The sequence below is a fragment of the Croceitalea sp. W27 genome, from assembly GCF_055693185.1.
This window is the reverse complement of the sequence record NZ_CM146327.1, coordinates 2,947,838-2,962,659: the sequence shown is the minus strand read 5'-3', so window position 1 is coordinate 2,962,659 and position 14,822 is coordinate 2,947,838. Positions and strand designations below refer to the sequence as shown.

General features: G+C 36.6%; 13 protein-coding genes. 5 read left to right on the top strand and 8 right to left on the bottom strand.

All coding sequences use genetic code 11. The features are described from left to right. Positions 1 to 36 precede the first annotated feature (36 nt). The 3 genes from ACZ1GR_RS13395 to ACZ1GR_RS13385 are packed head-to-tail and all read right to left on the bottom strand — an operon-like array spanning position 37 to position 3,496. Positions 37 to 555: a gamma carbonic anhydrase family protein gene (locus ACZ1GR_RS13395; protein ID WP_472609443.1), complete on the bottom strand. Its 519-nt coding sequence runs from the start codon at positions 553 to 555 to the stop codon at positions 37 to 39. Positions 556 to 566: 11 nt separating this feature from the next. Beyond that, positions 567 to 1,298: a LytR/AlgR family response regulator transcription factor gene (locus ACZ1GR_RS13390; protein WP_472609442.1), complete on the bottom strand. Its 732-nt coding sequence runs from the start codon at positions 1,296 to 1,298 to the stop codon at positions 567 to 569. Further along, entirely contained in the window at positions 1,298 to 3,496 is a 2,199-nt protein-coding gene (locus ACZ1GR_RS13385; protein WP_472609441.1) for a tetratricopeptide repeat-containing sensor histidine kinase, read from the bottom strand. The genes ACZ1GR_RS13390 and ACZ1GR_RS13385 overlap by 1 nt, the downstream gene beginning before the upstream one ends. Before the next feature lie 207 nt (positions 3,497 to 3,703). On the opposite strand from ACZ1GR_RS13385, the gene ACZ1GR_RS13380 reads away from it, so the two are divergent. Beyond that, on the top strand, positions 3,704 to 4,888 hold the full coding sequence (locus tag ACZ1GR_RS13380) for a vWA domain-containing protein (RefSeq protein ID WP_472609440.1): 1,185 nt from the start codon (positions 3,704 to 3,706) through the stop codon (positions 4,886 to 4,888). Between the two features lie 46 nt (positions 4,889 to 4,934). Here the strand turns inward: ACZ1GR_RS13380 and ACZ1GR_RS13375 are convergent, their stop codons facing one another. Further along, positions 4,935 to 5,957 (bottom strand): PorP/SprF family type IX secretion system membrane protein, encoded by a 1,023-nt coding sequence (locus tag ACZ1GR_RS13375; protein ID WP_472609439.1) that lies wholly within the window; start codon positions 5,955 to 5,957, stop codon positions 4,935 to 4,937. A 123-nt stretch (positions 5,958 to 6,080) separates the two neighbouring features. Between ACZ1GR_RS13375 and ACZ1GR_RS13370 the strand changes: the two genes are divergently transcribed. The 4 genes from ACZ1GR_RS13370 (at position 6,081) to ACZ1GR_RS13355 (ending at position 10,321) form a co-directional block, all read left to right on the top strand. Then, positions 6,081 to 6,977, top strand: coding sequence for a NifU family protein (locus ACZ1GR_RS13370; protein ID WP_472609438.1), 897 nt, complete (start codon positions 6,081 to 6,083; stop codon positions 6,975 to 6,977). 70 nt (positions 6,978 to 7,047) lie between these two features. Next, complete coding sequence (locus ACZ1GR_RS13365) at positions 7,048 to 7,248, top strand: dodecin family protein (RefSeq protein WP_377768012.1); 201 nt, start codon at positions 7,048 to 7,050, stop codon at positions 7,246 to 7,248. A gap of 60 nt (positions 7,249 to 7,308) precedes the next feature. Next, the gene (locus ACZ1GR_RS13360) at positions 7,309 to 9,408 is read left to right on the top strand and encodes a thioredoxin domain-containing protein (RefSeq protein WP_472609437.1); all 2,100 of its coding nucleotides are present in this window, start codon (positions 7,309 to 7,311) and stop codon (positions 9,406 to 9,408) included. A gap of 91 nt (positions 9,409 to 9,499) precedes the next feature. After that, positions 9,500 to 10,321 carry a mechanosensitive ion channel family protein gene (locus ACZ1GR_RS13355; protein ID WP_472609436.1) on the top strand — a complete coding sequence of 274 codons (822 nt, stop codon included), beginning with the start codon at positions 9,500 to 9,502 and terminating at the stop codon, positions 10,319 to 10,321. Positions 10,322 to 10,323: 2 nt separating this feature from the next. Here the strand turns inward: ACZ1GR_RS13355 and tsaB are convergent, their stop codons facing one another. From tsaB to ACZ1GR_RS13335, 4 genes are read right to left on the bottom strand one after another with little or no spacing between them, the layout of a single operon-like run. After that, positions 10,324 to 10,998, bottom strand: coding sequence for a tRNA (adenosine(37)-N6)-threonylcarbamoyltransferase complex dimerization subunit type 1 TsaB (gene tsaB / locus ACZ1GR_RS13350; protein WP_472609435.1), 675 nt, complete (start codon positions 10,996 to 10,998; stop codon positions 10,324 to 10,326). 20 nt (positions 10,999 to 11,018) lie between these two features. Next, positions 11,019 to 12,344, bottom strand: a complete 1,326-nt coding sequence (locus tag ACZ1GR_RS13345) for a TolC family protein (protein WP_472609434.1) — start codon at positions 12,342 to 12,344, stop codon at positions 11,019 to 11,021. Positions 12,345 to 12,375: 31 nt separating this feature from the next. After that, the gene (locus ACZ1GR_RS13340) at positions 12,376 to 13,524 is read right to left on the bottom strand and encodes an efflux RND transporter periplasmic adaptor subunit (RefSeq protein ID WP_472609433.1); all 1,149 of its coding nucleotides are present in this window, start codon (positions 13,522 to 13,524) and stop codon (positions 12,376 to 12,378) included. A 34-nt stretch (positions 13,525 to 13,558) separates the two neighbouring features. Further along, on the bottom strand, positions 13,559 to 14,821 hold the full coding sequence (locus ACZ1GR_RS13335) for an ABC transporter permease (RefSeq protein WP_472609432.1): 1,263 nt from the start codon (positions 14,819 to 14,821) through the stop codon (positions 13,559 to 13,561). Position 14,822 lies beyond the last annotated feature (1 nt).

Sequence of the window (14,822 nt, the reverse complement as noted above, 5' to 3'; positions counted from 1 at the left end):
ATTTCTATTCAGTGAATATTCTTAGGATTTTTACTTTCAATTATCCTCTTTAAACCAACCAGAATACATAACATAGGCATTCGCTATTCTGTCGATTTCGCCAGAACTTAATTCTGGACTGACATCTTTAATTTTTTTGGCGGGCATGCCGGCAAAAATAGTCCCTGAGGGTATATGGGTGCCCTTGGTAACAACCGCTCCAGCCGCAATTATAGCATTAGACTCTACAACACAATCATCCATAATAATAGCGCCCATGCCTACCAATACATTATCCTTGATTGTACAGCCATGTACAATAGCATTATGGCCAATAGAGACATTATTGCCTATAACCGTAGGCGCTTTTTTATAGGTGCAATGGATTACGGCACCGTCTTGAATATTTACCTTATTTCCAATCTTTATGAAGTGTACATCTCCTCTTAACACTGCATTAAACCAAACGCTGCATTGTTTGCCCATTGTAACCTCGCCAACAATGGTCGCATTTTCGGCAATAAAACAATCTTCTCCTATTTCCGGTGACTTACCATTTACAGTTTTAATTAGCATAACTCGATATTTTATTTAAAATAGGAAAGTAATTCTGATTTCTTTGAGGCCGACACTGATAGTTCTTTTCCATTTGACAAAATAACGCTCCCGCCCTTGCCTTTTTTATATTTCTGAACTTCATTTACGTTTACCAAATACGATTTATGAATTCTTGCAAACGAGAATTCTTTGAGGGCTTCCTCGAAATATTTTAAAGTCTTACTGACAACAATCCGTTTTTCCTGTAAATAAATCTCCGTGTAATTATCATCAGCCTTACAAAAGAAGATATCGTTTACATCTAAAACCTGAAAACCATCTTGTTGCGGCAAGGTAATCTTTCCTTCGGCTTTTTTCAATTTGGTCTGGAGCACCTTGCCCTCAAGTGCATTCTCTCTTTCCTTTATTTCAACAACATAATCAACTGCCTTGACCAACTCATCAATATTAATGGGCTTCATCAAGTAATATGCCGCATGATTGTTCAATGCATCCATCGCGTATTGATTATAAGCCGTAACAAAAACCGTCTCAAAAGTTCTATCGGCAACTTGATCTAGTAAATCAAAAGCATTACCAAAAGGCATTTCAACATCCAGAAAAACCAAATCAGGTTTATGGAGTTCTATTAATTCAAGGCCTTCTTTTATGGTTGCAGCCTCTCCTTGAAGTTGCACATTTTTACAGTACTTACTTAGGTAATTCCTTAGAATTTCTCTACTATTCGCCTCGTCTTCTACAATAATCGCTTTAAGTTGCATTAGTCTTTTTTAAGCTTTAAGATTACTTTTGTACCTGTTTTGTCTTCTTGTAAATCAGAAATCGATACTGCTACCTTATTCTTATACATATCGTTTAAAATGGCAATACGTTTTCTAATATTTCCCATGCCTTTCGACTTTTGCTTTTTCTGATTTTCGGTCTTCAAAGCTGCCGATTTTTTTCTACCGATACCATTATCTAAAATTTCTATTTGAAGCAATTCATTGGTCAATTGCGCGACATTGATTTTTAAAAATCCTTTCTGCTCTTTGTATCGCAATCCATGCCAAATAGCATTTTCAATATAAGGTTGCAATAGCATTGGTGGGATATCAAAAGAATTTATATCAATATCTTTTTCAATATTGACCTCATAATCGAATTTATCAGGAAAACGTGAATGCTCTAGCTTTACATAGAGTTCTAACAACTCCAACTCTTTTGCCAGAGGAATAAAATCTTCTTCTGAATTCTCTAAAACGGTACGCATCAATACCGAAAAATCACTTAAAAATCGATTTGCATTTCGCTCATCACTCTTGGCGATATAATTATTGACCGAGTTTAGGGCATTAAAAATAAAATGCGGATTCATTTGAGATCGTAACGATTTTAAGGCCAGCAAGTTGTTTGCCAATTTCTGCTGCCTGTTACTTCGGTAATAAAAGAATGCCGCTAAAGCAAAGAGTAGCATACCTAGCAAAAGGGAATAGATAATCCACTTTTGTCTTTTGTTGTTCTCTTCGAACAATTGTTGCTCGGTCAAGGCAAGGCTGTATTTACTTTGGGAGAGTTCTCGCTCTTGTTCTAAGCTTGAAATACGGTTTTGTTTTGTCGCAATTTCACGGTTGAGCCTTGCGGCGCGTGCTATCTCTTGTTCTTTTCTTATATATAGGGTATCTACCAAAGCGACATAATTTTGGTAGGTGTTATATGCTTTGGCAAAATCGCCTTTAAATTCGAAAACTTCAGATAACTTTCTAGTTGCATCTTTTTGAACTATTAAATCATCTTCACTATCTGCTTCAACAATACTTTTTTCTAAATAAGGTATGGCCTCATCTAATTTCTCTTGTGCGATATAAGCATTGGCTATTTTATAGTTGATACGTTGCGAGGTTATAGAATCGGCATCTACAAGACCTTTATTTTTTGCTACGGCCTTTTTAGGCAACTGCTGTAACTCATTCAGACTTTTCTTCCGAAGCTGAATCTCATCTCCGTACCGATTTGATCTGTTGTAGAAGTCAGCTACTTTTTCATTCTCTTGAATGGCTCTGGCCGGCGTTTCCTGTTTTGAGAGTTTCAATGAATTATTAAAATACCCTTCTGCCTCAATCTCGCGATTGGCCATAGCATACGTATCGGCAATTTTAGAATTTAAATCCGTAACCTTCGGAGAAACCTGATTCTTCTGGGCAATTTTTAAGCCCTCTTGATAAAACTCCAAGGCCTTACTGGTTTCCCCTAAACCTTTATGGCTATCGCCCAACTCTTCGCACAATTGTATACGTTGGTACGGGACCATCTTGCGAATTTTCAATAGGGGTTGCAACACCTCGTTTGCTTTCTCGAATTCACCTGTTTTAATGTAAGCCTCGGCCAGACCTAAGGATGTCTTGGTATTTTTCTGCGCTTTTTGGGCATCTTTAAAGTTGGTAATCGCCAAGTCATATTGTTTATGATACATGTAGATTTCACCAAGGGAACGTAGCGATTTAGCAAGTGCAGTCTTATTTGGATTATTACCCAAAGTTGAAATAGACTGTGCTACAAAATCAATACTTTTTTCAATATCAATTTTTTTATAATGTTCAGCAGAGTCTAAATATGAGGTGTAATTGGGGCCGGACCTCGAACCCTGAAAAGTACTTTTAGAATTTGATGTATAATCTTCAACCTGAACACTGATGTCTTCATCAGAAGTGATACGGTGACGCACTGTTTCAAACTCAGTGCTTTCAAAAATCAGCAAATCTCCGATACCAGCTTTAATCTTAAATTCACCTAGTGCATTTGTGGTCGCATAACTTCCTTTATCCGTAGATACTTGTACGCCAGATATTGGTGTGAAGTCTTCTTTACCCCTAACGGTTCCTTTTAATTCAAAAGTAGCGTTGGCGCGTTGTTGCACCTGTGCAAGTACACCAGTCGTGGTTAGCACTAAAAATAATATGATATAAGTCTTCTTGAACATTTTTAAATAATCAAGGTAAACTTAGTTGATTTCAATGGCTTAAAAAAATGCCAAATCCTTTAAAACCCTATAAAACAAGGTCTAAAAAAGCACTTTACTAAACTAATGGGCCAACTCACGCATTAAAAAGTCGCGTTTACTCATTCTAGATTTTTCTTTACCTATTACAGGTCTAGTTTTACTGCAGAAATTAAAAAATAAAGCACAATGAAAAAACTAAATCACACATTAGCCATAGGGTTTTTTGCCCTGTCGATGAGCACGATATATGGTTGCAATTTAAAAGTAGAGAATACAAAAAATAAGCCTTTGATAGCCCAAGTCATACCTGCCGAAGATGAGAAACCTGCAAAACAGTATGTAAAAATAGCATTGCTTTTAGATACAAGTAATAGCATGGACGGACTTATAAATCAAGCAAAAGCACAACTTTGGGACATCGTAAATGAGTTTACATATGCCAAATGTGGCAATGAAGCGAGACCAAGTTTACAAATCGCCTTGTACGAATATGGTAATGATGATATTTCGGCACGAGAAGGATATATCAGACAGGTAATCGGTTTTAGTAGTGATTTAGATGAGATATCAGAAAAACTGTTCTCGCTTACCACTAATGGTGGAGAAGAATTTTGTGGACAGGTAATAAACAATTCATTAAAACAATTGGATTGGGGCAAGAACGCAGATGACCTTAAAATGATATTTATTGCCGGTAATGAACCTTTTACACAAGGTAAGCTTGATTATAAAGATGCCACTTCACAAGCTAAAGAAAAAGACGTTATTGTTAATACCATATTTTGTGGAAACTACGATCAAGGCGTGGGCAGTAAATGGAAAAATGGCGCCGAGTTAACTGGAGGTGAATATATGGCAATAGACCATAATCGTCAGGTAGTACACGTTGCTACACCATATGATGATGTCATTATTCAACTAAATTCAAAATTGAACAAAACGTATATTGGTTATGGTTATAGAGGCGCAAGAAAAATGGCAGTACAAGCTGAGCAAGACACTAATGCCTATGAACTTAATGAAGGTGTTGCCCTAAAAAGAGCGGTTAGCAAGAGTTCAAAACTTTACAATAATTCTAGTTGGGATTTGGTCGATGCCGCCGAAGATGAAGAATTTAGGGTATCTGAACTTAGAAAAGAAGATTTGCCGAAAGAACTACAGGCAAAATCGGTAAAAGAAATCGAAAAATACATTGATGATAAAAAAGTAGAACGTGCTAAGATTCAAAGTGAAATTCAAGAATTGAACAAAAAACGAGAAGCTTATATCGCTAAAAATCAGAAAGAAGAAAAGGGTGAGCTTGAAAGTGCTCTTTTAAGAGCCATTAAAACTCAAGCCACCAAGAAAAATTACAAATGGGATAAAAAGTAAGCAGCTTGCAATTAATCAAAAGGCCTATCTGAAAAGATGGGCTTTTTTAGTTGTTAGCAGCCGGGCAGTAACAATCGTAACGTTTTTCATTACTCTGACCTATATCATAGCCAAGTGTAATTTGATGAAAACCGCCACTATCAAATCGTATATCGCCCGATTGATAAGAATAGTTATAAGAGAACATGAAGTTTTTATAGTTTACCCCTACAATCGGTGTAAATAACTGCAAACGCTGTTCTCCAAAAGTACCGTTCTGAATAAACTGAGCGCCGTCAAAACTCCTCCTATAAGAGAGACCGCCCCAAATAACGGTATCGTCACCTATATCGCGATATGCCTTTGCATTGATATCTACCGTTTTTTCTTCTGTAAATTCGGTAAGTTGAAAAAGCACTGAAGGCTCAAGTCTAGTTCTTCCTTTTCCGAATACGTAACCTGCAGATATCAGGTATCTTCTCAGATTATCGATAACGGGTACATTGTCAGGGTCTGCCCTACCTATTCGATACAAATTTCGTTGAGATGCAAGTACATTTTGCACAGCAAAATGAGCGTAAAACTCAAAATAATTATACGACATTCCTAAGTCTACGTTATAATAACTTGCAGTTGTTTTGACCCCTCTAACAGCCGGATCCGGATTCACAGACCTAAATTCGGTTTCATCTAAACTACTAAGTAAGATTGTTCCACTCAAACCAAAAGACAACTGATTTAAAGTTCTAAAATCTCCGCCCAACTGTAAATGATGGGCATAGGTCGCCTTAAAACCTGACTGAGAATGAAAACCATTGGCATCGTTAAAAAGAATGCCCCCTATTCCACTGTTCTGACCTACCCTAAAATTTGCATTAAAAGTTTGCAGGCTCGGTGCGTTCTCAACATCAAACCATTGTTTGCGTGCTGTAAGCCGTATTTTTCCACCCTCGCCAATACCCGCCATTGAAGGATATACCAAATAATAATTATCAGATAGGTAATCGAAGTACACAGGAATACCCTCTTGAGACCACGATTTAGAGCAAAAAAATAAGGTAAAAAGTATAAGCGGTAGCAGACGTTTCATAAAATGTTTGGGGCTAAGTGTTCTGTTGCTAGATGATTAATCATATAAATAACGCTATTAAAACCACATTATTATATATTTTCTGCGTGGTTTTTACTTTGTACTTTTGTTCAAATTTTTGCAATGAAAGAATACAATATTACAGTAATCGAAACGAATAACCCTGCAATTTTAAAGTTTGAGGCCAATCATTTTTTAGTAAAGCAGAATTATGAGTTTAAAAATATAGATGAGGCTAAAAATTCTCCTTTGGCACAGCAACTATTTTATCTTCCTTTTATAAAAACCGTATACATTTCTGGGAATTTTATAGCCATGGAGCGTTTTGACATTGTAGAATGGAACGATGTGAAAGATGAAGTAGCGCAGCAATTGGTAGAATACCTAAACGCTGGCGAACCGGTTGTTCTAGAAGAAGAAACCTCTAAAAAAGCAGCGGTAACGGTATACGCAGAGGTTACGCCAAACCCTGCAGTTATGAAGTATGTTGCCAACAAGGTAATCGTACCGGCAATTTTTGAATTCAAAAATATAGATGAGGCAAAAGATTCAGAGTTGGCAAAACAGCTTTTTCACTTTCCCTATGTAAAAGAAGTTTTTATAGATAAAAATTATGTTTCGATTACCAAATATGAAGTAGCTGATTGGAATGAAATATCTATGGAACTTCGCGAATTTATCCTAGAGTACCTTGCTGACAATAAGGAGGTAGTTTCTGAAGGCGCTTTGGCAAAAGAAGCCGAAAATACATCGGAAACAACCGCGAAAACAACTTATGACAATACCTCGCAGCAAATTATAGATATTCTAGAGGAGTATGTAAAACCCGCCGTAGCAAGTGACGGCGGCAATATTCTTTTTCAATCTTACGAAGAAGAAAGTAAAACCGTAAACGTAATACTTCAAGGAGCCTGTAGTGGTTGCCCATCATCAACATTCACCCTTAAAAATGGCATCGAAACCATGTTAAAAAACATGATGGGCGATAAGGTAAACGAAGTAGTTGCCCTAAATGGATGATTTTTAGTTTTCTTTAAGCAGGTTCTTCTCTTTTATTTATTAAATTGAGGAAAATTAAAAAACATTAACTATGGCAATTTTAAAAGTAATAGAAGTTTTAGCGAATTCTGACAAAGGTTGGGAAGATGCCACAGCAAAAGCTGTAGCGCAGGCATCCAAATCTGTAAAAAATATTCGCTCGGTTTATTTAAACGAACAAAGCGCGACAGTAAATGATGGTAAAATTGATGACTATCGTGTTAATGTCAAAATTACTTTCGAAGTAAAGTAATCGGTCTTAAAAATTAATAGCGTCCGTATTTGGGCGCTTTTTTTATGTCAAAAAGTGAGTATGCAAAGAGTTTCTCTTATAGTTTTAGTTGTTTCATTTTTATTGAACGGGTGCGCCCAAAAAAAAGAAGAAATGAGTCATAAATATACCAATGCCCTAATCAATGAGACTAGTCCTTATTTGCTTCAACATGCGCACAACCCGGTAAATTGGGAAGCTTGGCATCCAGAGGTATTAAAAAGAGCTGAAGAAGAAAACAAGCCTTTGTTGATTAGTATTGGGTATGCCGCCTGCCACTGGTGCCATGTAATGGAACATGAATGCTTTGAAGATGAGGAGGTTGCAAAAATGATGAACGAAAATTTCATTAATATAAAAATCGATAGAGAAGAACGACCAGATGTAGACCAGATATATATGGACGCTATTCAAATGATGACAGGTAACGGAGGTTGGCCACTCAATATCGTAGCACTACCGGATGGAAGGCCGTTTTGGGGCGCAACTTATCTACCTAAGGATAATTGGGTAAAATCATTAGAACAGCTCATAGAACTGTACAAAACAAATCCTGATAAAATATTGGGTTATGCAGATGATCTAGAGAGAGGTATAAAAGCCATAAATCTTGTTGAAAACAAAGAAGAAACTATTTCTTACTCACTCGAACAGCTTGGTAGGGCGGTAGAGAATTGGGCAACTTATTTTGACACCTTTTTAGGGGGTTATAAAAGAGCGCCTAAGTTCATGATGCCCAATAATATTGATTTCTTGTTGCATTATGGCACTTCACAAAAAGATGAAAAGATTCTCAAATATGTGAATACCACACTCACCAGAATGGCCTATGGCGGTATTTTTGACCATGTAGGCGGAGGCTTTTCACGTTATTCCGTTGATACCAAATGGCATGTTCCTCATTTTGAAAAAATGCTCTATGACAATGGACAATTGATTAGCTTGTATTCAAAAGCCTATGCAGTAACAAAAAATGAACTCTATAAGAAAACTGCCGAAGAAAGCATAGCCTTTGCACTAGAAGAATTGGCCGATGAAAATGGCGGGTTTTATTCGTCTTTAGATGCAGACAGTTTAGACGAAAACAATGAATTGGAAGAAGGTGCCTACTATGTTTGGACGGCAGAAGAACTCCAAACCATATTAAAGGTTGATTTTGAAATCTTTAAAGACTATTTCAACATCAATTCATATGGCCAGTGGGAAGAAAATTATGTTTTGATACGAGATAAATCCGATAAGGATATTGCCGAAAAACACAATATTTCTGTTACTGCACTTAAAGAAAAAATTGATAGCAGTTTAAGCATTTTAAAACAAGAACGTTCTAAACGTGAAAAACCACGATTAGATGACAAGATTTTAACCTCTTGGAACGGGTTAATGCTTCATGGTTTGGTAGATGCCTATCGTTATCTTGGTGATAAAAGCTATTTAGAGTTAGCACTCAAAAATGCCACTTTCATTCAAACCAAAATGAAAAAAGCAGACGGGGGACTTTATAGAAACCACAAAAAAGGAAAGAGTAACATTAATGGGTTTTTAGAAGATTACGCTTCGGTAATAGAAGCATACATTTCACTTTATGAAGTCACTTTTGATATTAAATGGCTAAAAGAGGCCCAACAACTTACAAATTATACCATTGTTCATTTTCAAGACACAGATAGTAAGCTGTTTTATTTTACTTCTGATGAAGACGATTCACTAATTAGAAGAAGCATAGAAACCAATGACAATGTTATCTCTGCATCCAATTCTATTATGGGTAAAAACCTTTTAAAGCTTCATAAAGTCTATATGGATAAAGGCTATGGCGATTTAGCGAACGAAATGCTTAAAAATGTACAGGGTAATTTTGATCTAAATGCACAGAGCTATTCCAATTGGTTACATTTAGTGCTTTACAAGCAGCAAAACTTTTATGAAATAGCGATTGTAGGCGATAACTACAAAAGTATCGGTAGAGAAATAGCCCAGAACTACCTACCCAATAGTATTTTGGTAGGTTCGCCTGAAGAAGGGCCCATAGAACTGCTCGAGAACAGGTATAATGAAGGAGAAACCTTGATTTATGTATGTATTGAAGGAACCTGTAAGTTGCCGGTACAGAGTGCGGAAGAAGTGTTAAAACAACTTTAAAATCGTTTGAAACATTAACCAAAGTTTAGACTTATTTTTTTGACTTGATTTTCTCATTTTCTTAGGTTGTCTTGACAATAATAAAAACACTATGAAAGAATTAACAGATTTACAAGCCCATTTAGACAATGCCATAGATTGGATATGGAAGTTACTCCCCAATTTAGTCTTGGCCATTTTATTGCTAATAGTTGGTCTTTGGGTTGTAAAGTTTTTAAACCGGATGGTTCGAAAGTTTTTTGAAAAGAAAGACTACGACCAAACCTTAGAGACATTTTTACAGAGTTTTATCAGCATCACCTTAAAGATTGTACTATTTGTACTTGTGGTAACCCAACTAGGGGTAAAAACCTCCTCTTTGGTCGCGATGTTAGGTGCGGCGGGGCTGGCAATTGGGTTGGCACTTCAAGGATCTTTGGCCAATTTCGCCGGTGGCGTTTTAATATTGTTGTTCAAACCTTTTAAAGTGGGTGATTTTATTTCTGCACAAGGGGTAGATGGCACCGTTAAAGAAATTTCTATTTTCAATACCAAACTTACCACCTTTGGAAATCAATTGGCCATAGTGCCAAACGGACAGCTTTCAAACGGGAATGTTATAAATTATAATGCCGAACCGATTAGACGAGATAACTACACTGTAGGAATTGGCTATGGTTCCAATATAAAAACAGCCAAGGAGATTTTACTACAAATATGCGCCGATAATGATACCATATTAACCGAGCCTGCTCCTGAAGTTTATGTTGGTTCCCTGGGCGATAGTTCAGTTAATCTCTCTTTACGATTTTGGGCAAAGAATGAGGATTTTTGGCAGGCCAAATTCTATGTTCACGAAGAATCTAAATTACGTTTTGACGAAGCAGGAATTGAAATTCCATTTCCACAACGTGTCATGCATAGTATTAAGTAAAACTATTTTTTCTTTGTTTGAAGGATAAAGTCCTTTAAATAATAAGGTTCGAAGTAGGCGACATTTTCAAAGTCGCTTACTTCGAATTTTTTTTGTGCCAATTTTGACATTTCTCTAGACGATGGAAAGGCTTCGTTATAAAATTGAAAATTTGAATGACTCAGAACTTCTTGGCATTTTTCAGCCCCACTCCCAATTATATGAACTTTCTTAAAGCCTGAGTATTCCGCAAATGAATTTTCATCAATAATCTCGGCCTTAGTCTCTCTAATTTCATGATATGCATCATCAAAAACACAAGAGTAGACCTCCATTCTTCGCGCATCCAAAACCGGAATGACAATCTCATTTGGCCCAATATGAAGTTGGTTTGCCATACTTTCCAAAGTTGGAACAGAAATTAACGGCAAGTCCAGTGAAAAACATAGGCCTTTTGCCGCAGATACTCCTATCCTTAATCCTGTGTATGAGCCTGGACCTTTACTTACGGCTATGGCATCAATGTCAGAAAATGAAAAAGAAGCCTCCTCTAAGGCTTCTTTTATGAATATGTGTAATTGCTCTGAATGCGAATAATTAGGCGTATTTTCTTCTTTAACGCTAACTAGCTTACCATCTGCGGAAATACTAACTGAGCAATTCGTAGTTGCAGTTTCTAAGTTTATTATTTTGGCCATAACGACCGCAAAGATAACCCTTAGTTCAACGAAAGTGGTATTCCAAAGTAGAACTCTAATATTTTCAATCTGAAAATATAATCGTATTTCGTTCTAACTACGCTAGCCTCTGCATTATCCAATCGAGATTGTGCCTGACTAAAATCAAAAGCATTCATCAATCCGACATCAAAACGCTCTTTGGCATAATCATAGGCCAATCTTCTTGCTTCTAAGGTCTTTTCAGCGGCTTCATAAGCTTTAAGAAAAGTAGTAACATCAACATATGCCTGCTGTATATTTGTTTCAAGCTGTAGCTTTTGCTGATCTAATTGAATCTTTGAAATATCTACACTAATTTTTGCTCTTTTCACATTATTACGAGCGCTCCAACCATTAAATATTGGCACATTCAGCTGTGCACCATACGAGATTCCATCAAAAATATATAACTGATCAAAAAAGCCTCCAAAAATGTTGTTCTGGTCAGAGTATCGCGTATTATAGTTGAAAAATCCTGTTATGGTAGGGTATCTTGCTCCTTTGGCTATTTCTAAATCTTTAGACGCCAAATCAACATTGGCCTGTGAAAACTTTATGTCATTTCTAAAACTTAAAGCTTTGTCAAAGATTACTTTAGGAGAATTCGATAAAATATCAGATACCGGAATATCAAAAGACTCTTCTGCAATATCAAAGTTTTCGTAATCAGTTATCTGTAATAATTGTGCTAAGCTGATTTTTGAAATTAGCACAAGGCTTTCCCCATTAACCACCTGTTGTTCTTGATTTGCAGCAGTAGCCTCAATTTCCAACAAATCTCCTCTTGGTGACACCCCGGATTCTACTAATTCTTTGGTGCGTTTCAAATCCTGTTCTGTAACGGCAAACTGCGCTTCGGCAACTTTTAAAGCTTCTTTGTTCGACAATACCTGTAAATACGCGTTGGCAACGTTTAATCGAATATCATCTTTAAAATTATCTAATCTATATTGGCTTGCAATTCCACTTAATTTTGCTCTCTGAATTCTTTTAAAATTACGAAGACCGTCAAATAAAGTTAGATTAGAATTTAACCCACCACTTACATTTAAAATAGTATTTGTAGTAGGTTCATTTGTAGCAGGATTAAAAGATAAACCTGTATTTGATGATATCGTAGTTGATCCATTTAAACTCGGTATCAATGCTCCTATGGCATCAGATTCATCAATTTTAGCATTTTCTAAATCTAGCTCTGCCTGTTCTACGGTCAGGTTATTATCAACAGCATATCTAACGCACTCTTCGAGTGTCCATTTCTTCATTTGTCCGTTAACGGAAAATAAAGATCCTATGATTAGTAGTAAGGTTAACGTATGTCTCATTCGTTTTTTGATTTTTCGGTTTGTAAATTGGTTATTCGGCAGTTTCTTCAGAGTCCTCTTCTTCATCTTCCTCTAAACCTTTTTTAATAGGCTCTGTTTTATTCCATTGCTTAACCTTATCGTCTTTTTCAAGGCCAGAAACAATTTCTACGTTCACCCCATCTGAAATTCCTATTTCGATGTCTCTACGCTCAAATTGCTGCTCTCCAGTCGCAATTTCCACATAAGGTTTATTGGTAGATTTATCGAATTGAAGTAAAGCTTCAGGAATAACCAAAATACTATCCTTTTTCTCAAGAATTAAAGAGGCATTGGCACTGTAACCGGCACGTATCATTACACTTTCGTCAACTTTTACATCACCTTCTATCTTAAACTGTACCGCACCAGCTTCTTCAACTCCTTTTGGTGCAATAAACTTAAGGTTCGCGTCAAATTTTTTATCATTAATTGCACCTAAACTTATCTCTAAAGGCATTCCAACTTCCAATTTTCCTACTTCACCCTCATCAACTTTACCTTCAAAAATCATTTTACTCAAATCTGCGATTGATGCAATAGTAGTACCATCATTGAAGTTATTACTTTGTATTACCTGATCACCTTCCTCGACTGGTATTTCTAAAATGGTTCCATCCACTGTAGCCCTAATGTTTGTATTAGCACTAGATGACCCACCTGCTGAACCCCGTCTAATAATCTGGTAATCTGCTCGAGCATTTTTAACCTCTTGCTGTGCCTGATTATAAGTTAAAGCCAAATTATTAAAATCTTGACTCGAAATCACACCTTTATCAAAAAGCGTTTTGTTTCTGTCATATTCAATTTTAGCGTTATTTAAGGCCAGTTCGGCATTTCTTACACGGCCATTAGCTTGGTTTAAGGCTTGCTCATTAGGAACTACTTTAATTACGGCGATTAAATCACCTGCTTTTACCGTAACACCTTCTTCTAAATAAATTTTATCTATGATACCCGAAATTTGAGGTTTTATCTCAATTTCGTCTTCAGGTATGACCTTTCCGGTAGCAACAGTTTTCTTCTCGATACTGGATATAAAAGGATTGTGGGTTTCGTATTCGATAGCGGACTTACCATTGGACTTCACAAAAAAAGCTGCAGCCCATAAAGCACCGAGTATCAATACCCCAAGTCCTACCCATTTTAAAATTTTCTTCATTTTATGTCAATTTAGTTTTATAGTTGTTATTTAGTTATTCTTCTCTTAGAGCATCTATTGGTCTTATGCTTACAGCTCTTTGAGCCGGAATTAATCCTATTAGCACGCCGAGAACGACCATTAATAAAAGTGACCCTATCACATATGGTATTGGCACCGTTGGATTAGCATAGGGGAAGTCTCCACCTTGGGTCAAGGTATCAATTATTTTAAGCGTTAATGCGCCAAATATGATACCTATAATACCTGCTAATAGGGTTAGTGTTAGTGCTTCAATAATAATTTGATTACGCACTTCAGAAGGGGTTGCACCCAATGCTCGTCTAACACCTAATTCTTTGGTGCGCTCTTTAACGGAGATCAATAAAATGTTACCAATACCGATAACCCCTGCAAGAATACAAGCAATACCTACTATCAATGATAAGAAGGTCATACCACTAGAAAAGCCCATAATCTTATTAAAAATTTCACCAAGGTTAAAAGAACCGAAAGCTCTTTCATCTTTTGGGCTTACATTGTGTATACTTCGTAAAGTAGTTTTGATATCTTCCTCTACCTTCACAACATCTGCATCATCATAAGCGGCAATGGTAAGCCAAGAAACATTATCTCCCGTATTATATAATTTTTTAAATGTAGCAAAGGGTATGTAGATATCGCTATCACTTTCGAAACCACCTCCCGGAGTAAACTTGTGCACGCCAACTACCTGAAAATAGATGTTATCGATTCTAATATAACCTCCTATAGGGTCTTCATCTTCTTCAAACAATTCCTTTTGGGTACGCTCACCTATTACACATACTTTTCTTGCCTGCTCAATGTCTTCATCATTGATAAAACGGCCCCCATCATAGATTTTCTTTGTGGCTATATCTGCAAAGTCAGGAAAATCGCCGTATACGGCATAATTTCCAGACTTTAACCCTCTTGTAATAATGCCAGGATTAGAACCAAAAATGCCTTTAACATTGCGAGGGGCGATTGTTTCAATTTCTGGAACTCTATTATAGAGCACTTCAACGTCTCCTAATTTTAGTTGTATTTGACGCCCCGTTTTAAAACCTGCATAAGGTATACTTGTTCGTTGCCCCCAAGCAAATAGGCTATTTTTTGCTATAGTCTCAAACTGACGCTCAAAACCGTTATCCAAACCTTTTGAAGCCCCTGACAAGCCAATATAAATATAGATTCCTACAAAAACCCCTATCATAGTCAAGAAGGTCCGCAATTTATTCTTCCGAATAGACTGAAAAATTTCTTGCCAAGTATTTCCGTCGAATAGTTGTTTCATT